Here is a 20,624-nt window from a genome sequence, read left to right on the forward strand (position 1 = left end):
TGAAAAACCAACACCAACAAATCATCTTATGTGAAATACATTATATATATATTGTAGGAAAAATGCTTTTACAATATCTTTGCGATTCAAAATTTCCACTTGTAAGGAAATTATTTATAACAACTATATTATATAATGATAAAGATTACATTACCCGACGGGAGCATCAAAGAATTTGAAATGAACAGCACTCCAATGGATGTTGCTAGAAGTATTAGTGAAGGTTTAGCTAGAAATGTTATTTCTGCGAGCTTTAATGGAACTACCGTTGAAACCTCTACTCCTCTAACCACAGATGGCTCGTTAGTTTTATACACATTTAACAACCCTGAAGGAAAAAAAGCTTTCTGGCATTCTTCTGCTCACGTATTGGCTCAAGCTATTTTAGATTTTTATCCTAATGTAAAATTAACTATTGGTCCCGCTATTGAAAATGGGTTTTATTACGATATTGATTTTGGAGACGAGTCTATTTCAGAAAAAGACTTTGACAAAATAGAAAAGAAGTTTTTAGAACGTACTCGTGAAAAAGCAGAATTTAAACTACGTTCTATTTCTAAAGCTGATGCTTTAGCTTATTATAAAGCCCAAGATAATCAATATAAGGTAGAGCTTATTGAAGGGTTAGAAGATGGTGACATTACTTTTTGTGATCACAGTGATTTTACTGATTTATGTCGTGGTGGGCACATTCCTAATACAGGAATTATTAAGGCTGTAAAAATTATGAATGTTGCTGGTGCTTATTGGCGTGGTGATGAAAAGAACAATCAGTTAACTCGTGTGTATGGAATTTCTTTCCCTAAACAAAAAGAGTTAAAGCAATATTTAGAACTACTTGAAGAGGCTAAAAAACGTGACCATAGAAAACTTGGGAAAGAGTTGGAGTTATTTACGTTTTCTCAAAAAGTTGGACAAGGTTTACCTTTATGGTTACCTAAAGGCGCTGCTTTACGTGGACGTTTAGAAGATTTCTTAAAAGCTGCTCAGAAGAAAGCTGGTTACGAAATGGTAATGACACCACATATTGGTCAGAAAGAACTATATGTAACTTCAGGACACTATGCTAAATACGGTGAAGATAGTTTTCAGCCGATTACTACTCCGAAGGCTGACGAAGAGTTTTTATTAAAACCGATGAACTGTCCGCATCACTGTGAGGTCTATAATCACAAACCTTATTCGTACAAAGATTTACCAAAACGTTTTGCTGAATTTGGTACTGTATATAGATATGAGCAAAGTGGTGAATTACACGGTTTAACTCGTGTACGTGGTTTTACTCAAGATGATGCTCATATTTTTTGTACCCCTGAACAATTAGATGAAGAGTTTAAAAATGTAATTGATTTAGTACTATATGTATTTGGTTCTTTAGGTTTTGAAAAATTTACTGCACAAGTATCTATTAGAGACATGGATGATCTTGACAAGTATATTGGTTCAGTTGAAAACTGGGAAAAAGCAGAACAAGCAATTATCAATGCAGCAAAAGATAAAGGTTTAGATTATGTGATTGAAGAAGGCGAAGCTGCCTTTTATGGTCCCAAATTAGACTTTATGGTTAAAGATGCTTTAGGCAGAAGTTGGCAATTAGGGACTATTCAAGTAGATTATAATTTACCTGAACGTTTTGATTTACAGTATAAGGGCGCTGACAACCAATTACACAGACCTGTAATGATTCACCGTGCGCCATTTGGTTCTATGGAGCGTTTCATTGCAGTTCTACTGGAGCATACAGGAGGTAATTTCCCGCTTTGGCTAACCCCTGAGCAAGTTATTGTACTGCCAATCAGTGAGAAATATCAAAATTATACAGAAAAAGTTTTAACTTTGTTAGAAAATTCCGAAATTCGCGCCCTCGTTGATAACCGTAACGAGAAGACAGGAAGAAAGATACGCGATGCAGAAGTTAGCAAAATACCTTTTATGGTTATTGTTGGAGAACAGGAAGAAAAAGACGGCACAGTATCTGTAAGAAAACATGGTGAAGGTGATTTAGGAACATTTACTATAGAAGAGTTCGTTTCTCTAATACAGAAAGAAATTAGTAAAACATTAGTTCCTTTTGGAAGTTAAAAATAAATAGTAATTTAAAATTTATAAGTCATAGCAATTAGAAGAAAAGGCGGTAGAAGACCCGCAAGAGTAATTAAAGAAGATCAACATAGAATTAATGAAAAAATTAGACATGTTGAAGAAGTTCGTCTTGTAGGCGATAACCTTGAAGTTGGTGTATATCCATTAGCTAAAGCTAGAGAGATTGCACGAGAGTTAGAATTAGATTTAGTTGAAATTTCACCTAAAGCTGTTCCTCCTGTATGTAAAGTTATTGATTACAAAAAGTTCTTATATGAGCAAAAGAAACGTGAAAAAGCCTTAAAGTCAAAAGCGACTAAGGTTACCGTTAAGGAGATTCGTTTTGGACCTCAGACTGACGAACATGATTACGAATTTAAAAAGAAGCACGCTATTAAGTTCTTGAAAGACGGAGCTAAATTAAAGGCTTTTGTATTCTTCAAAGGGCGTTCGATTGTATTTAAAGAACAAGGACAAATTTTACTACTAAAATTAGCTCAAGAATTAGAAGAATACGGTAAGGTAGAACAAATGCCTAAATTGGAAGGAAAACGTATGATTATGTTTATTGCCCCTAAAAAGGTTAAATAAACAAATACAACGATAATATAAGCAAGATAAAACTAAGAACAAAGATGCCTAAAATTAAAACAAAGTCTAGTGCCAAAAAACGTTTCAAGTTAACTGGTTCTGGGAAAATCAAAAGAAAGCACGCGTTTAAAAGTCACATTTTAACAAAGAAGTCTAAAAAACGTAAGCTTGCATTAACTCATTCGACTTTAGTACACAAGTCAGATGAAGCTAACATTAAGCAACAATTAGTTTTAAAATAATTGTTAGCACAGGGAATTTAATTATTAACCATGGAGTTAGGCTCATTTAAGAATTATGAACTATGAATTTTAAATTAAGAGTTATATTAATTCGTAATTATCAATTCATTTTTTAATAGTCGCCTACTACAAAAACACATTTGAATTATGCCAAGATCAGTAAATTCAGTAGCTTCAAGAAATAGAAGAAAAAAAATCTTGAAGCAAGCAAAAGGTTACTTTGGACGTCGTAAAAACGTTTATACAGTAGCAAAGAATGCGGTTGAAAAAGGAATGCTATATGCATACCGTGACCGTAAAAACAATAAGAGAAACTTCCGTTCATTATGGATTCAACGTATTAACGCTGGAGCCCGTCAATTCGGAATGTCTTACTCACAGTTTATGGGGAAAGTTAAAGCTAATAACATTGAGTTAAACCGTAAGGTTTTAGCTGATTTAGCTATGAACAACCCAGAAGCTTTTAAGGCCATTGTAGAAAAAGTAAAATAAGTTTCATAACCTTGCTTATACTAAAAACCCAAACCTTAACGTTTGGGTTTTTTTAAACCATCTATATTCATCAATTGAACTAAAATATCAATCCTATGAAATTTTTTAAAATAGTATTCATCTTTATTTTTACTCAAAGTATTATTGCTCAAGACAGCTCTATTGAGCAGCCCAATACTGTTGAAAACCAATTTAAAGAGCTTTACAAAAAATCAAACAACTATCAAATTTATAAGGTTGTAAAAAAAAATGAATACTTAAGACTACAGAATAGTATTTTAGATAGTATAAAAGTTATTAAAACTGATGCAGCTGCTAAACAAGTAAAAATAAATGAGCAGCAAAAAAGTATTACTGAATTACAAACTAAAATAGATACATTAAATAAAGACTTGACCACTTCTATTGACAAGGAGGATGCTATTTCTTTTATTGGTATTCCTCTAAACAAATCCACTTACAATTCTATCGTATGGGGGATTATTTTTGTTTTACTTGCTGGGTTAACTTTTTTTATCTACAGGTTTAAAAACAGTAATGTAATTACTAAAGAGACTAAAAGTTTACTAACTGATACTGAAGAGGAGTTTGAGCAGTATAAGAGAAAGTCTATTGAAAAAGAACAAAAACTACGTAGACAGTTACAAGACGAAATTAATAAACAACGTGGTGTGAATTAATATTCCATCCCTAATTTACATAAAAAAGCAACTCTTGTTCGGCTACTTTAGTAACCTAAGGGTTGTTTTTTATATTTGTATTCTTCCCTTTTTAAGATAGTTTTGTCATTAGAAAAAAGCTATTTAAAGTTACTACACCTAACAAATACATCAATGAAAAAGAATTTTACTCTATTATTTATTTTGATTTCTTTCAGCATTTATTGCCAAAACAAATATGAAATTAAAGGTTTCTCAAATAAGTATAAAGGATTGTTGACTATTGAGAAAGGTTATGAAAATGAAATTTTTAAAAAAGGGTGTATTGCTATTTTTGAATCTAAAACAAATACAAAAATAATAGAAATTCAATCCGACGAATTAACTTTTGATTTAGAAACTACAAAACATGTTAAAACTAATATTTTAGAACTTCCATATGGAAAACAAAATATTTTAATATCTAAAGATTTCAATTTTGATGGTATTAAAGATTTAGCCATTATGAATGGACAGTTTAGCTGCTATCATGGACCATCTTTTAACGTTTATCTAGAAATTAACAACAAACTAACATTTAGCCCTGAGTTTACTCGATTAGCGCAAGAATATTGTGGTATGTTTCAAACGAACGCCAAAACAAAAACTATTCACACTATCACAAAAAGTGGTTGTTGCTGGCATCAATATTCAACTTTTAAAGTTGTTAACGACGTACCTACTCCTACTTTAATTATAGAAGAAAACGCTACATTTGCTCCTTTTTTCTCTACAACTACAACACAGTGGAATGGTAATAAAAAGAATACAAAAATTATTAAAACATTAAACCTTAAATATGATGGTGTTTCTGAAATATTATCATTCAAACTTATTAGAAACCAAAAACAAGTTGTTCTATTCAGCATCGATAATCAAGTACTTAATTATGCCTTGATAAAACCTAACGGAGTTGTAGAGTTTTCATTTCCTCTTGAAATGATGCAAGAAAATTATAATTTCAACCTCAATAAAACAGATAATACATTAACCTTTAAAAACAGGAATGCAACTTACCAAATCTATCAAAAAAGTAAAGAAAACAAAGTTAATAACATTGGTATACTTGTTACTGTAAATGGTAAGAATTACGATTTAAAAGGAAATTTAAACTCTATAAAAGGAAGTTTAAAAACTTTAAAAGACACAGAACTAAACAATCTTATCAGCGAATAAGTTTTAGTTTCAATTTTTTTTAATAAAAATCCCGAGTTTATCACTCGGGACTTTTGTTAAAACTACCATTATCTAGCATTGTATTTCTTATGACAACCCTGAAATTACTCCGTTGTTATCAATTGTCATATTTTCAGATGCTGGTGTTGCAGGCAACCCTGGCATACGCATCATTTTTCCTAAAATTGGAATGATGAACTGTGCTCCTGCCGCAATCTCAATTTCTCTAACCGTAATCGTAAACCCTTCAGGTTTTCCAATTAACTTATCATCATCAGAAAATGATTTTTGCGTTTTTGCCATACAAATAGCAAAGTCGTTAAACCCTAAACGGTCAATTCTACGTAGGTTTAGCTCTGCCTTTTTATCATAAGTTACTCCGTCTGCGCCATAAACTTCTTTAGCTATAATTTCTATCTTTTCTTTTACTGGACTCTTCCAGTCGTACAGTGGTTTGTACTGTGTTGCTTTATTTTCAACTACGTCAACTACAGCTTTTGCTAAATCTTTAGTTCCTTCTCCTCCTTTCGTCCATCCTTCAGAAACGACAGCTTGTACTCTTAACTTATCACAAGCATCAATTACAAACTGTACTTCTTCATCAGAATCAGAAATGAAAGAATTTATTGCTACGACAGGCTCAATATTGAACTTTCTAATATTTTCAATATGCTTCTCTAAATTTTTAAATCCGTTTTGTACACGTTCTAAACTTGGCGTATTATATTCTTCTTTTGGAGAACCTCCATGGTGACGCAATGCTCTAATAGTAGCAACTAATACTACACATTTAGGATTTAACCCTGCATATTGTGATTTGATATTTAAGAATTTTTCTGCTCCTAAATCAGCCCCAAAACCAGCTTCTGTTACCACATAATTTGATAAAGATAATCCCATTTTAGTCGCAATAATTGTATTTGTCCCTTGTGCTATATTGGCAAAAGGTCCTCCATGAATTATTGCTGGATTTTCTTCTAACGTTTGTACCAAGTTTGGTTTTACAGCATCTTTCAACAAAATAGCCATGGCATCTTGTGCTTTTAAGTCACGTGCAAAAACTGGCTTTTTATCAAAAGTGAACCCTATAAAGATATTTCCTAAACGTTCTTTTAAATCATCAAAAGAAGTTGCCATACAAAGAATGGCCATTACTTCAGAGGCTGGCGTAATATTAAACCCATCTTCACGTGGAATTCCGTTAGCTGTACCTCCTAAACCTATTGTGATTTGGCGTAACGAACGATCGTTCATATCAATCACACGTTTCCATAAAATAGTACGAGGATCGATATTTAAATTATTAGTTCTGCTCTGTAAATTGTTATCTATTAAAGCTGAGAGTAAATTATTTGCTTTCTCAATAGCATTGAAATCTCCTGTAAAATGTAGGTTGATGTCCTCCATAGGTACAACTTGAGAATATCCACCTCCAGCTGCTCCTCCTTTGATTCCAAAAACTGGCCCTAATGAAGGCTCTCTCAATACTACTGTTGCCTGTTTTCCTACTTTATTCAACCCTTCTGTTAAACCTATAGAAACAGTAGTTTTTCCTTCGCCAGCTGGCGTTGGAGTTAATGCTGTTACCAATACTAAGTTATTTTCTTTTATTTTCTCTTCATCTATTAAGCTTAGGGGTAATTTAGCTTTGTATTTCCCATACATTTCTAAATCATCTTCTTCTATTTGTAACTTACTTGCAATATGCTTAATATGTTGTAATTCTTTTGCTTGAGCAATCTCTATATCGGTTAAATGCGCCATGGCAAATTATTTAAAATTTTAAGTTATTTGTTTTGCTAAAAAGTAGGTAAATATACGTAATATAATCCCTGTAAAAACTGACATTTGTTAGCAAATATTCCCTAATTATTATCTAATCACATAAATATGGTAAAAGAATTCGCTTTTCTTTTAATGAAACGCTATATTTGCACGTTTTTAAAATAAAGTCGATTTAAATTATTTACAATGCAAAACAAAGGATTAATTAAATTATTTGCTATACTTTTTGGTTTAGTAAGTATTTATCAATTATCGTTTACGTTCTTTGCCAATAAGGTAGAAGATAGTGCGAAACAGTATGCTAAGGCTAATGTTAGTGATAACAATGGTAGGGCTTTGGCTAGATATGAAAGAAAATACTTAGATAGCGTAGCTAACAAAGAGGTAGTAGATTTGTGGTTTACACAATACACTTACAATGACATCAGAAACAAGGAAATGAACCTTGGTCTTGATTTAAAAGGGGGTATTAATGCAATTTTACAAGTATCAGTAAAAGATATCTTAATCGGATTATCTAACGATTCTCAAAACACAACTTTTAAGCAAGCATTAGTTAATGCTGATGAAGCTCAAAAAGACAGTCAAGAGAACTACTTAGATTTATTCTATAACGAGTTCGAAAAATTAAGTAATGGTAGCCTTAAATTAAGCGACCCAAGCATTTTTGGAACAAAGGCTTTACGTGATAAAATAGACTTCAACAAAACAAACGAGCAGGTTAAATCGACTTTACAAGAAGAAATCAACACTTCTATCAACACTGCTTTTGAAGTATTACGTAGCCGTATTGATAAATTTGGAGTTGTACAACCAAATATTCAACGAATTGGAAACTCTGGGAGAATTCAAGTAGAATTACCAGGAGCGAAAGACATTGATCGTGTAGAAAAATTATTACAAAGTACTGCTGAATTACAATTTTGGGAAGTATACACAAATGCTGACGTTCAAAACTTTTTCTTTACAGCCAATGCTAAAGTTGCTGAAATGTTAAAAGATGATTCAGCTACTGAGCAAGTTAAAGATACTGCTAAAGCAGACAACGATATTGATGACTTACTAGGTGAGTCAGCTGATTCAACAAATGTTAAAACTCAAAAGAACTTATTTACTTATTTATTTCCAAATGTAGCTCAAAATCAACAACAAGTAAGCTCTTTAGTTGCACAAGCTAGGGTTCAAGATACAGCGAAAGTAAATAGTTTCTTACACAACAAAGAGGTAAGAGCTTTATTACCTAATAACTTAAAATACACTAAGTTTTTATGGGATTACAAATCTCAAGCTGGAGCTGATGGAACGGAGATTATTGGTTTATATGCTATTAAATCTAACAGAAAAGACAAAGCTCCTATTGATGGAGATGTAATTGCTGACGCAAAACAAGAATACGACCAGTTAAGTAAACCTGTTGTGTCTATGTTAATGAATGGCTCAGGAACTAAGCAGTGGGCGAAAATGACTAGCGAAAATGTTGGTAAATTTGTTGCCGTAGTGTTAGATAACTACGTATATACTGCACCTGTAGTAAATGGAGTAATTCCTAATGGTAGCACTCAAATTTCAGGAGGTACAATGACCGTAGCTGAAGCACAGGATATTTCAACTGTATTAAAAGCTGGTAAATTACCTGCTCCGGCTCGTATTATCCAAGCGCAGGTTGTTGGACCATCATTAGGTAAGGAATCTATTGATGCGAGTATGTGGTCATTCGGATTAGCTATTATTTTAGTATTAGTTTGGATGTTCTTATACTATGGAAGAGCTGGTATATATGCTAACATTGCTTTAGTAGTAAACATCTTATTTATTTTCGGGATTTTAGCTTCATTTAACTCTGTATTGACATTACCCGGTATTGCAGGTATTATCTTAACCATAGGTATGTCAGTAGATGCAAACGTAATTATTTTCGAAAGAATTAAAGAAGCCTTATACGGAGGGAAAAACTTAGGTGAATCTGTAGATGAAGGATTTAGTATTAAGGGGGCGTTATCTGCAATTATTGATGCCAATATTACTACTTTACTAACAGGTATTATATTATATACTTTTGGTACAGGACCTATTAAAGGTTTCGCTTTAACCTTAATGATTGGTATTGCTACTTCTTTATTTACAGCTGTATTTATTACTCGTTTATTTATTGACGGTGCAGTTGCTAAAGGAACTAGTTTACCTTTCAATACTGGGTTCTCTAAAAACTGGTTCAGAAATATTAGTGTTGAATTCTTACAAAAACGTAAAATTGCTTATATCATTTCAGGATTCTTCATTGTAATTGGTTTAGTTTCTATTTTTACTGTAGGATTAAAACAGGGAGTAGATTTTAAAGGAGGTCGTTCTTATGTTGTACGTTTTGATGAAGCTATGAAAGGAAACGAAGTAGCTGAACAATTGAAAGATGTATTTGGTACAGCTCCAGAAGTAAAAACTTATGGATCTGATCACCAATTAAAAATTACTACTGCGTTCAAAATTGACGAAGAAGGCACGGAAGTTGATGAAGCTGTACAAACAGCTCTGTATAAAGGATTAAAGCCTCATTTAGGTAATACTTCATACGAAGACTTTAAACCTGGTTTTGAAAAAGCAGGAAATGGAATTATGAGCTACATGAAAGTAGAACCTACTATTGCTGATGACATTAAGCAATCAGCTTTATGGGCAGTTTTAGGTTCATTAATTGTGGTTTTCTTATACATCTTATTACGTTTTAGAAAAATGGCATATTCTATCGGTGCGGTAGTAGCTGTTTTCCACGATGTATTAGTTGTATTAGGTGTGTTCTCTTTATTATACAAATTCATGCCATTTGATATGGAAATCGGTCAATCATTCATTGCTGCTATCTTAACAGTTGTAGGATACTCGTTAAATGATACCGTGGTAATTTTTGATAGAATTAGAGAATTTACAGAAGGTAAAAATACAGTTACTGCTAGTTTAGTAAACAAAGCACTAAACAGTACGTTAGGAAGAACTATCAATACCTCTTTAACAACATTATTAGTAATGTTAGCTATTTTCTTCTTTGGGGGAGATAGTATTAAAGGATTTATGTTCGCATTAATCGTAGGTGTAGTAGTAGGTACTTACTCTTCTTTATTTGTTGCAACGCCAATTATGTTTGACGTTTCTAAAAAAGAGGAAAACAAGTAACTCATATAAAAACATACATAAAACCGTTTTGAAGTTTATTCAAAACGGTTTTTTCATTTAATATCAAGCAACTATCTTTGCAATCTGATGAAAATTACAAAACTCCACGATTTATACTTTAAAGAATTTATTTCAGCTGATGAAATTTCTACTACTGTAAGCTCTTTGGCTGAACAGTTAAAAAACGATTTACCTCCAAATGAAGTTCCTGTCTTTATAGGTATTTTAAATGGATGCTTTGTTTTTACTGCTGATTTTTTACGTCAGTATAAAGGTAATTGTGAAATTAGTTTTGTTAAGCTGTCTTCTTACCAAGGCACATCTTCAACAGAAAACGTAAAGAGTTTAATTGGTCTTAACGAAGATTTATCTGGTCGTACCGTTGTAATTTTAGAAGATATTATTGATACTGGTACAACCCTTCAAGAGATTTATGAAATCTTTAAAACAAAAAACATAAAAGAATTAAAAATAGTAACACTTTTTTACAAACCTGATGTTTACCGTAAAGAGTTACATATAGACTATATCGGAAAAAGTATTGACGATAAATTTATTGTAGGTTATGGATTAGATTACAAAGGGTATGGTAGAAATTTGCCTGCTATTTATCAATTAACAACACAACCCAATATGAAAAATGTCGTATTATTCGGCCCTCCTGGTGCAGGAAAAGGTACTCAAGCAGAAGTTTTAAAAGAAAAATATAATTTAGTACACATTTCAACTGGAGAAGTTTTCCGATTTAATATCAAAAATGAAACTGAACTAGGTGTATTAGCAAAAAAATATATTGATGCTGGAGATTTAGTTCCTGATGAAGTTACCATTAACATGTTAAAAGAGGAGGTAAATAAAAATGCTGATGCTGCTGGGTTTATTTTCGATGGCTTCCCCCGTACAGAATCACAAGCAGAAGCGTTAGATACTTTTTTAGCTGAGAAAGGTGAACGTATTAACGGAATGGTTGCTTTAGAAGTACCAGAAGATTTATTAGTTGAACGTTTGTTAGAAAGAGGAAAAACTAGTGGTCGTTCTGACGATATGGATGAAAGTAAAATTCGTAATCGTTTTAATGAATATAACACTAAAACAGCTATTTTAAAAGACTATTATCAAGCGCAAGGTAATTATTATGGTGTAAACGGTGTTGGTTCTATTGAAGAGATTACACAGCGTTTATCTGACGTATTTGATACGTTATAAATTACAGTACTTTGTTATTCCCGACTAGAACAGGAATTTCATTGTATAAATAATATAATATTAACAAAATTCCTGCTTTCGTAGGAATAACATTATAGAAGAGATGACTGAAGGAAATTTTGTCGACTATATTAAAATCTACGCATCATCGGGTAAAGGTGGTCGTGGATCTGCACACTTACATCGCGAAAAGTACATCACGAAAGGTGGTCCTGATGGCGGTGATGGTGGTCGTGGTGGTCATATTATATTACGTGGCGATAAAAATATGTGGACGCTTTTCCATTTAAAATTTAAACGTCATTTTAGAGCAGAACACGGTGGCGATGGTAGTAGTAGTAGAAGTACCGGACAGGATGGTTCCGATGTTATTGTTCCTGTTCCTTTAGGAACTATTATCCGTAATGCAGATACCGATGAAGTTTTACACGAAGTTGTTGAAGACGGACAAGAAATTATCTTATTAGAAGGTGGTAAAGGTGGTCGTGGTAACTGGCACTTTAAATCGTCAACTAATCAAACACCTCGTTATGCGCAACCAGGTATTGACGGCCAAGAAGGTTGGTATCGTATCGAATTGAAAGTTTTAGCTGATGTTGGTTTAGTAGGTTTCCCAAATGCTGGAAAGTCTACTTTATTATCGGTAATAACTGCAGCAAAACCAAAAATTGCTGATTACGCTTTTACAACCTTAAAACCTAACTTAGGAATTGTAGAATACAGAAATCATCAAAGTTTTGTAATGGCAGATATTCCTGGAATTATTGAAGGAGCTGCTGAGGGAAAAGGTTTAGGGCATCACTTTTTACGTCATATAGAACGTAACTCTACCCTACTCTTTTTAATTCCTGCTGATAGCGAGGATATAAAAAAGGAGTATGAAATTTTATTGAATGAGCTTCGCAAACACAATCCTGAATTATTGGATAAAGACCGTTTATTAGCTATATCAAAATCAGATATGCTAGACGACGAATTGAAAGAAGAAATTAAACAAGAATTACCAGAAGGCATTGAAGCGTTATTTATTTCATCTGTAGCTCAACAAGGCTTAATGGAGCTCAAGGATAAATTGTGGCAAATGTTGAATTAAGGAATTGAGTTAATAAGAAAGTAACAAAAGCGCCCTATGGGGCGCTTTTGTTTTAATCCATATTCCATACCTTTTCAAAAATTTCTTTAAAAGCTACTTTAGGATCTTCTTTAGAGCTTTTTTCAATATACAAATTCATTAGCTCTACTCTATCTACAGCACTTGGATGTGTAAATATTTCTGGCCCTAATAAAGATTGAACTACTTCTAAATTCTGTTTTAATTCTTCTCCTAAAGTTTTCTCTTGGGTTAGCATTAAATGTATCGCAATTAAATCTGCTAAATACTCTGCTTTTTTATAATCATTTGTTTCAATCCCAGAAGGTATTTGTGAACCCAATTTAAACTTTTTTGCTTGATTAAGTGTTACGATGTGACCTATCTCGTGAGATAGTACATAAACTTTTATTAATTTATCTTTACATGTCTTTGTAATAACAAATTATTTTAAATTAAAAACGTAAAATATTTTTAATACTGATATTAAATTTCCTTTTTTTTTTATATTTACGATAAATTTAAAAAAAAATGAAAAAAACATTTCTACTGGTTACAATCTTAACCATTCTATCATGTTCTAAAAATGATGAAATAGAACAAGACACTTTAACAAAAAAAGCTATTCATGAATTAATTCTATCTCAGGGATCAAATTACTCTATTAAAGAATCAGAGGCACAAAAAGAAAGTAGCCCTATGATATTCAAAACAATAGATGAATTTAAAACTTTTTTAGAAAAGAAAAAATCTAATAATTATGAGTTCCTCAAAAAGAAATTAAATTCACTCGATTTGAAAGACAAATCGGGCTTAAACAAAAAAATAAATGAAAGATTTGGTCAACAACTTGTCGTAATAGAATATCCTCAAGCAGCTATTAACTTACAAATAGTAAGTAGATGTACAGTTAAGTCTGGTGGTTCTCAAGGACCTGTTGTATGGGGTAATCAAACTTCTTATTTTACAGGTTTTACTTTAGGGGTTTCTTACGATCATTTAAACATCAGAGGTTATGCTAGAAATTCTAGAGAAATAGAATTATTTACCAGAGGGTTAATCCACTACAACATTGTAGTTGAAGGAATTGGCACTGTTTACACAGAGGAACATCTCGAATGGAGTGTATATAATTATGAACAACATAGACTTACATATGAAGGTTCAGGAGGAACCTTATTAAATTAAACAAGTTTTAAAAAACCACCCCATTCATTATCAATAAACTAAAAAAACATTAAAATGAAAAAAATATTTATTACACTACTTTTTTTAACTATTTCTTTTAATGCTTTCTCGATGCAAATTTTCGTCAAAACTTTAACTGGTAAAACTTATACTATAGAAGTTGAATCTAGCGATACAATTGAGAATGTTAAATTAAAACTACAAGACAAAACTGGAGTCCCCCCTGAATGTATGAGAATTTTGTATGTAGGTAGACAACTTGAGGACGGAAGAACCTTAAGTGATTATAACATTGTAAAAGAAAGCACATTACATATGATTTTAAGGAGTAACAACTGTTAATAACTATAACTATATGTGTCTTCTTAAAAAAGTGTTACAGATTTTATAGGATTAAAATAGTTAAAACACAGATAGCTGTCTTATCTGTTGTTTTCTAAAAGCTCTATAATCTCTTATAAAAAACAAAGGCGCCCTATGGGGCGCTTTTGTTTTAATCCATATTCCATACCTTTTCAAAAATTTCTTTAAAAGCTACGTTAGGATCTTCTTTAGAGCTTTTTTCAATATACAAATTCATTAGTTCTACTCTATCTACAGCACTTGGATGTGTAAATATTTCTGGCCCTAATAAAGATTGAACTACTTCTAAATTCTGTTTTAATTCTTCTCCTAAAGTTTTCTCTTTGGTTAGCATTAAATGTATCGCAATTAAATCTGCTAAATACTCTGCTTTTTTATAATCATTTGTTTCAATCCCAGAAGGTATTTGTAAACCAAATTTAAACTTTTTTGCTTGATTAAGTGTTACGATGTGACCTATCTCGTGAGATAGTACATAAACTTTTATATAATCTTTATCATAATCTACTAATCCCTGACTTACTTCAATATAATTATCTGCTGCTCCAGCATTAATAGAGTTGTCATTTTTATCTATCCTAAACTCATTAGGTATTTGTATGTCTTTGTACGAACTAAATAAAGGTTTTATTCTTTCTTGATACAGTTTATTTAGCTGTTCTTCTTTAGTTAATTCTAGAACTATGTCTTCATTTTTTATAGCACTTGTTTTACAAGTTACTAGTAAAATGGCTATTAATAATATGGTTACTTTATTCATTATAAATTTGCATAAAAAAACACCCTTAAAATAAATTCTAAGAGTGCTTAACTAGGGGAATAATCAATTAATCAAAATAAGTGTACGTAATGTCAGTGTTAATGAATCCAAATACTACATATGACGCTGTTACAGGATAGTTATCTGTGTTATATGTGTACGTTACAGGTGTATCACTTGAAAAACTACCTTGTGTTGGGTTGTTTACGTTTACTGCATCTAACCCTATTCCTATATTTATCTTTGAAAAAGCTGATGGATAAACACCTTTAAAAGGATTATTTTTATCATCATAAGTGTTTTCCAATGTTTCAGCTCCAATAGTTTGAGACTTTACATTTCCTTCTTTGTTGTATACATAACTTGTATTAGTTATTTTATCATTTTCTTTGTTTACCCTTACCTTCTTTTCTAATCTATTATCAGAATCATAAGTGTAGGTATAAGTATAAACCTCTTTACCATCTTTTTTTTCAATAGCGCTTGCAATTAAACCTGCATCATTGTAAGTGTAAATTGTACTTTTCGTATCAGTTTTAACTTCTATTACTTGGTTTTTATCATCATATACCAATGTGTACGTTGTAGTTGCTCCACCTTCTTCAATTTCATATGACTTAATAAAGTTAGATACATCATCATATGTATAAGTAGTTAAACTCTCGCTATAATCGTCTTTAAAAAGGAAAGTCTTTATTTTAGAACCACTACCTACTTCTCCACGAATATTAATAGTAACATTGTATACTTTCTCATCACCATTTTCTGCAGTAACAGTAAAAGGCATTGCTTCACCGTCAACAAAATTTACCGCTTCTCCTGAGGCTGGTGAAATAGTAGCTTTATCTGATATAGTAATATTAGGAACTAAACCTGTAATATCTGTTTTAAAAGGAACACTTATTGTAATGTTATTTCCTAAATCGTATATAACATCATCTTCACTTAAGCCTTCAAAGTTTATTTTAAAACTTGTAATACTGTTTAAAGATGATTGTACTACTTTATCGTTATCATCACTAGAGCAGCTTACTATTACAAGTGCAATAATTAAAGACAAAAAAGGGAAAACTTTTTTCATAATGTAAATATTTAAATAATTAGTAATTAAGTATCAATTTATTTTTATCCGTTTGATACTTGCCGGATATTTTTATCTTAAAAATTTGGGTTATTTATCTTAGCATCGTTTGGAAACTGAACGACATACCTACTGTCATTTTTATTTAGGGTATAATTTTTTCCTTCGTACCACTTTGTTATTTCAGGTTGTGTAGTTCTTTTTAAGTCATTCCAACGTTGCCCCTCAATTGCAAATTCACGTGCACGCTCGTCTAATATTTCTTCATATAACTGTTGCTTTGTTAATGAATTAATATAAGTAGTATAAGTTGCAACTTTAGCTGGTGTATATCTTTTCTTTATTAATACTAACAGTTGCTCTTTTGCAAATGTTAATTCGTTTAATTGTGTATATGCTTCTGCTAAGGTTAAATATAGTTCAGCTACTCTGAAGGTTGATTTATATTTAATATCAGCTGTTTTAGCAGCTCTGTATACTGTTCCGTCTTTCTTAAAGTAAATATTAAATCTTAAATCGTTTATTCTATCATATTTATTTAAAAATTGATCAGAAATAGAAGCATCGGTAGTGATATTATTAGAAGATACTATGTCTAATGCCAAAATAGATTCTATTGAATTAAACTCTGAAGGCATCATAGAACTATCTGAATTTAAGTCTTGTATTGTATTTTTTATAGCTAAAGCTTCTTTACTTGCGTCAATAGCTTTTTGCCACTCCTTTTTATACAAATACACTCTAGCTTTTAGACTTTTTAAGGCAATTTTTGAAAATCTATAGTTAAAACCAGAAGCTTGCTGTTCTATATTTAAACGTGCTTCGGCATTAGAAAGATCACTTAATATTTGCGTATATACTTCTTCTACTGATTGAATGTCATACTTTTGGTCTAAGTTATATTCAGTAACTATAGGGACTCCATTATCATTCCCTGCCGTTGTTGTATCATATGCCTTTGCATACAAATTAATTAACTGAAAATATTGTAGTGCTCGTAAAGCGTAAGCTTCTCCTACTAATTGGGTAATTGCTGCTGCATCTCCAGTAATTTCTGTTTCTTTTTCTATAACATGGTTTGCATGAAAAATTATTTTATAGAAACTAGCATACGAAAAAGGTGTTGTTAGTGGTGACGCATTGGCATCATTCCAAATAAAAAGATCTTCGTACAGTTCAGACGCAAAAGATGCTTTAGTTAATTGAAGCTCATCTGCTCTATAAGTAGTTAATATATGGTTGTTTTTTTCTGTTGCATAAGCTGTTGTTAAAAAGCTTCTGTAATCTTCAACCGATTTTGGTATTACTTGTCCTACCGGTTCTATATCTAAGTAATCATCACAAGAAAAGATGCTTACTATGCTAATTAATAATATGTATATATGTTTTTTCATTACTGTATTTTTTAAAAAGAAAGATTAAATCCAAAAGAAATAATTTTTGGTATTGGTTGAGAATATGGACTACCAAAGGTTTCTGGATCAAAATATCCGTCATAATCTGTTCCGAAAACAAATAAGTTTCTTCCTTCTAGGTTAAAGCTTAATCTTGAAACATTCATACTTTCTAAATATCTGCTTGGTACATTGTATCCAAACTTTATACTATTAATTCTTATGTATGAAATTTTATCTACCCAAATATCTAAATCTCTGTATGTATTACCTGTATCGTAAGTATGATACCAACTATACACTAAATCTGTTTCAAAACCTGGTGTTGCACTTCCTATAAAAGCTGGATAATTCCCTGTACCTGCCTTTAAAACTTCTTTATTATAATTATGTGTTGGGCTTATTTGCGTTGGATGATACGAAGGTGTTCGCTTTATAGTTTGGTTTATGTTAAAATTGGTTGCAACACTTAAACTAAAATCTTTGTACTGGAATTTATTTATGAAACCTCCACTAAATTCAGGATCTCCATTACCCACATAAGTATATAAATCTCTATGCTCTTCTCTTGTTAACTGGCTTCCATCAACCCCCTCTGATAGATTATAAAAATCTACTGCTGTTACTTTTTTTCCATCTTTCCAAAAAAGAGGCAAACCATTACTATCTAAACCTGCTGTTTTTATTGCAAAAACTGCATTTACTCCGTATCCTAATAAAGAAGGTTTAAAATCGTTTTCTTTGGTTTGAATTCTTTCTACTGTATTTTTGTTATGTGATATATTAAAGCTTGTACTCCACTTAAAATCTTCTTTGACAATATTTCTAGAGTTTATTGCTAATTCAACACCTTTATTATTTAATGTTGCCCAATTGGTATTAATAAAATTAAAGCCAGATTCTAGTGGTATTGCTTGTAATCCTATTAAATCAGAGCTTTTACGATAATAATAATCTGCTGAAACGTATAATCTATTATTAAATAAACCTAAGTCAAACCCTACATTTGATGAGATTGTTTTTTCCCAACGTAAATCTTTGTTAGGGGCAGATATTACATTAATTCCTTGTTCAGAATTCCCTGGTAAAATAATTTCATCTTTATAATTCCCTACTACAAAGGGAGATGTTGATTTGTCTATATTTCCTTGTACCCCGTATGAACCTCTTATTTTAAACTCATTAACAGCATCTATATCAAAAAAGCTTTCTCTAGCTACATTCCAAGAACCTGCAACAGACCATAATGGTAAGTACCTAAACTCTGGATTTACTCCAAATAAGTTTGATCCATCATATCGTAAACTTCCAAATACTGTATACTTTCTATCATAAGTGTAAGAAGCTGTTCCGAAGAAAGAAGCGTAAGCATTTTCATTAATTGTTTTCTTATATGGGTTAAACAATTCATTTCCTAAAGCTCTTTCGTCTGTTATAGGTATAGTTCTTAAAGTATTTGTATTAAAACCAAATCCTTTTGTATGAATTTCAGTTCGTTTATCCTCTCTAAACTCGGTACCTAACATTACATCAACTTCATGAATATTATTTATAGAAGTGTTATAATTTAATGTTGTTTTCCAATTATATTGAAAAGCATCACTATTCCAGTTTTGATTAATACCTCCTTCTGGCATAAAAAAGGCATCGTTACCGTCTTCATCTTGGTATCTAGAGCCAAATCTATATTTTCTAGTGTAGTAACTGTTTTTATCTCCAAATTTTTCAGTTTGATCAAAGTCAAACTGCATACCTAATTGAGTATATAATGTTAAAGCATTATCAAACTTATATGTAAGATCAATTATTGGTTTAATAGAATACGATGTTAACTCTTGATTTGTATTTTGTCTTTCTTCTAATGGATTGTATTTTAAATTTAAATCTGATCTTTCAATCAAGTCTGGGTCATAATTATAACCTCCATCTGCGTTGTATGGAGTGAAATAAGGGTTTACTCTTCTTGAGTAATTTGCTGGGTTAGTGTATGCATCTGCACCAGTAATATATGATGTGCTTTTATTTCTACTTGCAAAAACAGACACCCCTACATTTAATTTATCATTTACATCATAGTCATTTTTAAACGTAAGATTATACCTGTTTAAACCAGTACCTTTTGTTGTTCCTTCTTCATCAAAATATCCTAAAGAGAAGTAATATCTTGATTTTTCACTTCCACCTGAAAGTGTTAATCCGTATTGTTGATTTATTGCTGCTTGATACAACTCATTCCCCCAATTAGTATCTTTGTTTCTTAAGCTATTAATTGCATTCTGAGCTAGCGGATTTATACTTGAAAAACCATTATTTTGGAAATTATTATATTCTCCATAGGCCTGTAAAATACGAGAAACTTCTCCTCTTTCACTTTGATAAGTTAAGTCTGATCTACGAGCTAAACCTAATTCAAAATCTACTTTCTCAGAAGCATTCATCAAGTTTAACCTATCAAAATCAGGACGTAAAGTTAAGAATGTGCTCGCATTAAAGTTTATCCTCATATTCCCCTCTTTACCTTTTTTAGTCGTAATTACAATTACTCCGTTTGCAGCTCTTGCTCCATAAATAGAGGTTGCAGAGGCGTCTTTTAAAACTGTTATTTCTTCAATATCTTCAGGATTGATTCCTGCAATTGGAAAAGATTTTAAGTTATCAATATTATCTTTATCTCTAAAATCTTTAGGGATATCATTTCCTTGTAAAGGAATTCCATCTAACACCCACAAAGGATCAGAAGAACCGTTTAAAGTTGAAGTACCTCTAATTTGAATTTTAGCGGGTGCACCAGGAGCACCACTAGTTGGTTGAACAAGTACTCCTGAAATTTCTCCAGAAAGCATCTGATCAATATTAGCTGTTCCTGCTCTTTTAACATCATCTGTTTTAATTTTTGCAAACGACGACGTAATTTTACGTTTCTCTATTTTTTGATAACCTGTTACGATAACTTCCCCTAAAAGCTCTTCCTTTTCTTTTAGTGTTATTATCATATCTGTACTTCTATTTTCTACATTTATTTTCTCTGTTTCAAAACCTATATATGATATTATAATATATTTTGTTTCCTTTGGTGCTTTAAAAGAGAAATTTCCGTCGAAATCAGTAGTTGTTCCAATCATTGAAGCTTGAATAACTCCTTCTATATTCGTTTTGTTACCAATTACTTTGGTTGAAGCGTAGATACTAACCCCCGGTAAAGTTTCATTTCTAGCTTCGTCTATTACCGTTCCACTAATCGTTTTTGTGTTTTGTGCAAAAACCGAAAATGGTATAAGAAGCAGTAAGTAAATTATTTTTTTGTTCATCAT

17 protein-coding genes are annotated in these 20,624 nt (G+C 31.6%); 11 read left to right on the forward strand and 6 right to left on the reverse strand.

Features of this window, described 5'->3' with window-relative positions; translation table 11 throughout:
• Nucleotides 1-135 precede the first annotated feature (135 nt).
• The 6 genes from thrS (at nt 136) to Q4517_RS11385 (ending at nt 5,281) form a co-directional block, all read left to right on the forward strand.
• Nucleotides 136-2,082: a threonine--tRNA ligase gene (gene thrS, locus Q4517_RS11360; RefSeq protein ID WP_303509362.1), complete on the forward strand. Its 1,947-nt coding sequence runs from the start codon at nt 136-138 to the stop codon at nt 2,080-2,082.
• A 72-nt stretch (nt 2,083-2,154) separates the two neighbouring features.
• Nucleotides 2,155-2,673 carry a translation initiation factor IF-3 gene (infC, locus tag Q4517_RS11365; protein ID WP_303509533.1) on the forward strand — a complete coding sequence of 173 codons (519 nt, stop codon included), beginning with the start codon at nt 2,155-2,157 and terminating at the stop codon, nt 2,671-2,673.
• A gap of 44 nt (nt 2,674-2,717) precedes the next feature.
• Complete coding sequence (gene rpmI, locus Q4517_RS11370) at nt 2,718-2,915, forward strand: 50S ribosomal protein L35 (protein ID WP_099215431.1); 198 nt, start codon at nt 2,718-2,720, stop codon at nt 2,913-2,915.
• Nucleotides 2,916-3,062: 147 nt separating this feature from the next.
• Entirely contained in the window at nt 3,063-3,407 is a 345-nt protein-coding gene (rplT, locus tag Q4517_RS11375) for a 50S ribosomal protein L20 (protein ID WP_028891166.1), read from the forward strand.
• A 95-nt stretch (nt 3,408-3,502) separates the two neighbouring features.
• On the forward strand, nt 3,503-4,087 hold the full coding sequence (locus tag Q4517_RS11380; RefSeq protein ID WP_115901683.1) for a tRNA (guanine-N1)-methyltransferase: 585 nt from the start codon (nt 3,503-3,505) through the stop codon (nt 4,085-4,087).
• A gap of 153 nt (nt 4,088-4,240) precedes the next feature.
• Nucleotides 4,241-5,281, forward strand: coding sequence for an XAC2610-related protein (locus Q4517_RS11385; protein WP_303509373.1), 1,041 nt, complete (start codon nt 4,241-4,243; stop codon nt 5,279-5,281).
• A gap of 87 nt (nt 5,282-5,368) precedes the next feature.
• Here Q4517_RS11385 and Q4517_RS11390 read toward each other — a convergent pair whose 3' ends face one another.
• On the reverse strand, nt 5,369-7,045 hold the full coding sequence (locus Q4517_RS11390) for a formate--tetrahydrofolate ligase (RefSeq protein WP_303509376.1): 1,677 nt from the start codon (nt 7,043-7,045) through the stop codon (nt 5,369-5,371).
• Between the two features lie 207 nt (nt 7,046-7,252).
• Here Q4517_RS11390 and secDF point away from each other — a divergent pair, with 207 nt between their 5' ends.
• The 3 genes from secDF to obgE all read left to right on the forward strand — a co-directional run bounded on the left by secDF (nt 7,253) and on the right by obgE (nt 12,530).
• Nucleotides 7,253-10,231: a protein translocase subunit SecDF gene (gene secDF, locus Q4517_RS11395; RefSeq protein WP_303509378.1), complete on the forward strand. Its 2,979-nt coding sequence runs from the start codon at nt 7,253-7,255 to the stop codon at nt 10,229-10,231.
• An 87-nt stretch (nt 10,232-10,318) separates the two neighbouring features.
• A complete protein-coding gene (locus Q4517_RS11400; RefSeq protein WP_303509380.1) occupies nt 10,319-11,437 on the forward strand; it encodes an adenylate kinase in 1,119 nt (372 codons plus the stop codon).
• Nucleotides 11,438-11,540: 103 nt separating this feature from the next.
• Entirely contained in the window at nt 11,541-12,530 is a 990-nt protein-coding gene (gene obgE, locus Q4517_RS11405; RefSeq protein ID WP_303509383.1) for a GTPase ObgE, read from the forward strand.
• A 52-nt stretch (nt 12,531-12,582) separates the two neighbouring features.
• Here the strand turns inward: obgE and Q4517_RS11410 are convergent, their stop codons facing one another.
• Nucleotides 12,583-12,870: a hypothetical protein gene (locus Q4517_RS11410; protein ID WP_303509386.1), complete on the reverse strand. Its 288-nt coding sequence runs from the start codon at nt 12,868-12,870 to the stop codon at nt 12,583-12,585.
• Between the two features lie 188 nt (nt 12,871-13,058).
• Between Q4517_RS11410 and Q4517_RS11415 the strand changes: the two genes are divergently transcribed.
• Nucleotides 13,059-13,715, forward strand: a complete 657-nt coding sequence (locus Q4517_RS11415; protein ID WP_303509388.1) for a hypothetical protein — start codon at nt 13,059-13,061, stop codon at nt 13,713-13,715.
• Nucleotides 13,716-13,769: 54 nt separating this feature from the next.
• A complete protein-coding gene (locus Q4517_RS11420; RefSeq protein ID WP_303509391.1) occupies nt 13,770-14,057 on the forward strand; it encodes a ubiquitin-like protein in 288 nt (95 codons plus the stop codon).
• 151 nt (nt 14,058-14,208) lie between these two features.
• Here the strand turns inward: Q4517_RS11420 and Q4517_RS11425 are convergent, their stop codons facing one another.
• The 4 genes from Q4517_RS11425 to Q4517_RS11440 all read right to left on the reverse strand — a co-directional run bounded on the left by Q4517_RS11425 (nt 14,209) and on the right by Q4517_RS11440 (nt 20,624).
• Nucleotides 14,209-14,838 (reverse strand): hypothetical protein, encoded by a 630-nt coding sequence (locus tag Q4517_RS11425; protein WP_303509394.1) that lies wholly within the window; start codon nt 14,836-14,838, stop codon nt 14,209-14,211.
• Nucleotides 14,839-14,905: 67 nt separating this feature from the next.
• Nucleotides 14,906-15,919 carry a hypothetical protein gene (locus tag Q4517_RS11430; RefSeq protein WP_303509397.1) on the reverse strand — a complete coding sequence of 338 codons (1,014 nt, stop codon included), beginning with the start codon at nt 15,917-15,919 and terminating at the stop codon, nt 14,906-14,908.
• 77 nt (nt 15,920-15,996) lie between these two features.
• Nucleotides 15,997-17,313: a RagB/SusD family nutrient uptake outer membrane protein gene (locus Q4517_RS11435; RefSeq protein ID WP_303509400.1), complete on the reverse strand. Its 1,317-nt coding sequence runs from the start codon at nt 17,311-17,313 to the stop codon at nt 15,997-15,999.
• Nucleotides 17,314-17,324: 11 nt separating this feature from the next.
• Nucleotides 17,325-20,624, reverse strand: a complete 3,300-nt coding sequence (locus Q4517_RS11440; RefSeq protein WP_366329156.1) for a SusC/RagA family TonB-linked outer membrane protein — start codon at nt 20,622-20,624, stop codon at nt 17,325-17,327.

This window comes from Tenacibaculum sp. 1_MG-2023, assembly GCF_030547425.1.
Classification (GTDB): Bacteria; Bacteroidota; Bacteroidia; order Flavobacteriales; family Flavobacteriaceae; genus Polaribacter.

Bases quoted from the DNA above. Each gene is read 5' to 3' on its own strand.
- thrS (WP_303509362.1), top strand. From the start codon at position 136: ATGATAAAGATTACATTACCCGACGGGAGCATCAAAGAATTTGAAATG.
- rpmI (WP_099215431.1), top strand. From the start codon at position 2,718: ATGCCTAAAATTAAAACAAAGTCTAGTGCCAAAAAACGTTTCAAGTTA.
- rplT (WP_028891166.1), top strand. From the start codon at position 3,063: ATGCCAAGATCAGTAAATTCAGTAGCTTCAAGAAATAGAAGAAAAAAA.
- Q4517_RS11380 (WP_115901683.1), top strand. From the start codon at position 3,503: ATGAAATTTTTTAAAATAGTATTCATCTTTATTTTTACTCAAAGTATT.
- Q4517_RS11385 (WP_303509373.1), top strand. From the start codon at position 4,241: ATGAAAAAGAATTTTACTCTATTATTTATTTTGATTTCTTTCAGCATT.
- Q4517_RS11390 (WP_303509376.1), bottom strand. From the start codon at position 7,045: ATGGCGCATTTAACCGATATAGAGATTGCTCAAGCAAAAGAATTACAA.
- secDF (WP_303509378.1), top strand. From the start codon at position 7,253: ATGCAAAACAAAGGATTAATTAAATTATTTGCTATACTTTTTGGTTTA.
- Q4517_RS11400 (WP_303509380.1), top strand. From the start codon at position 10,319: ATGAAAATTACAAAACTCCACGATTTATACTTTAAAGAATTTATTTCA.
- obgE (WP_303509383.1), top strand. From the start codon at position 11,541: ATGACTGAAGGAAATTTTGTCGACTATATTAAAATCTACGCATCATCG.
- Q4517_RS11415 (WP_303509388.1), top strand. From the start codon at position 13,059: ATGAAAAAAACATTTCTACTGGTTACAATCTTAACCATTCTATCATGT.
- Q4517_RS11420 (WP_303509391.1), top strand. From the start codon at position 13,770: ATGAAAAAAATATTTATTACACTACTTTTTTTAACTATTTCTTTTAAT.
- Q4517_RS11425 (WP_303509394.1), bottom strand. From the start codon at position 14,838: ATGAATAAAGTAACCATATTATTAATAGCCATTTTACTAGTAACTTGT.
- Q4517_RS11430 (WP_303509397.1), bottom strand. From the start codon at position 15,919: ATGAAAAAAGTTTTCCCTTTTTTGTCTTTAATTATTGCACTTGTAATA.
- Q4517_RS11435 (WP_303509400.1), bottom strand. From the start codon at position 17,313: ATGAAAAAACATATATACATATTATTAATTAGCATAGTAAGCATCTTT.
- Q4517_RS11440 (WP_366329156.1), bottom strand. From the start codon at position 20,624: ATGATGAACAAAAAAATAATTTACTTACTGCTTCTTATACCATTTTCG.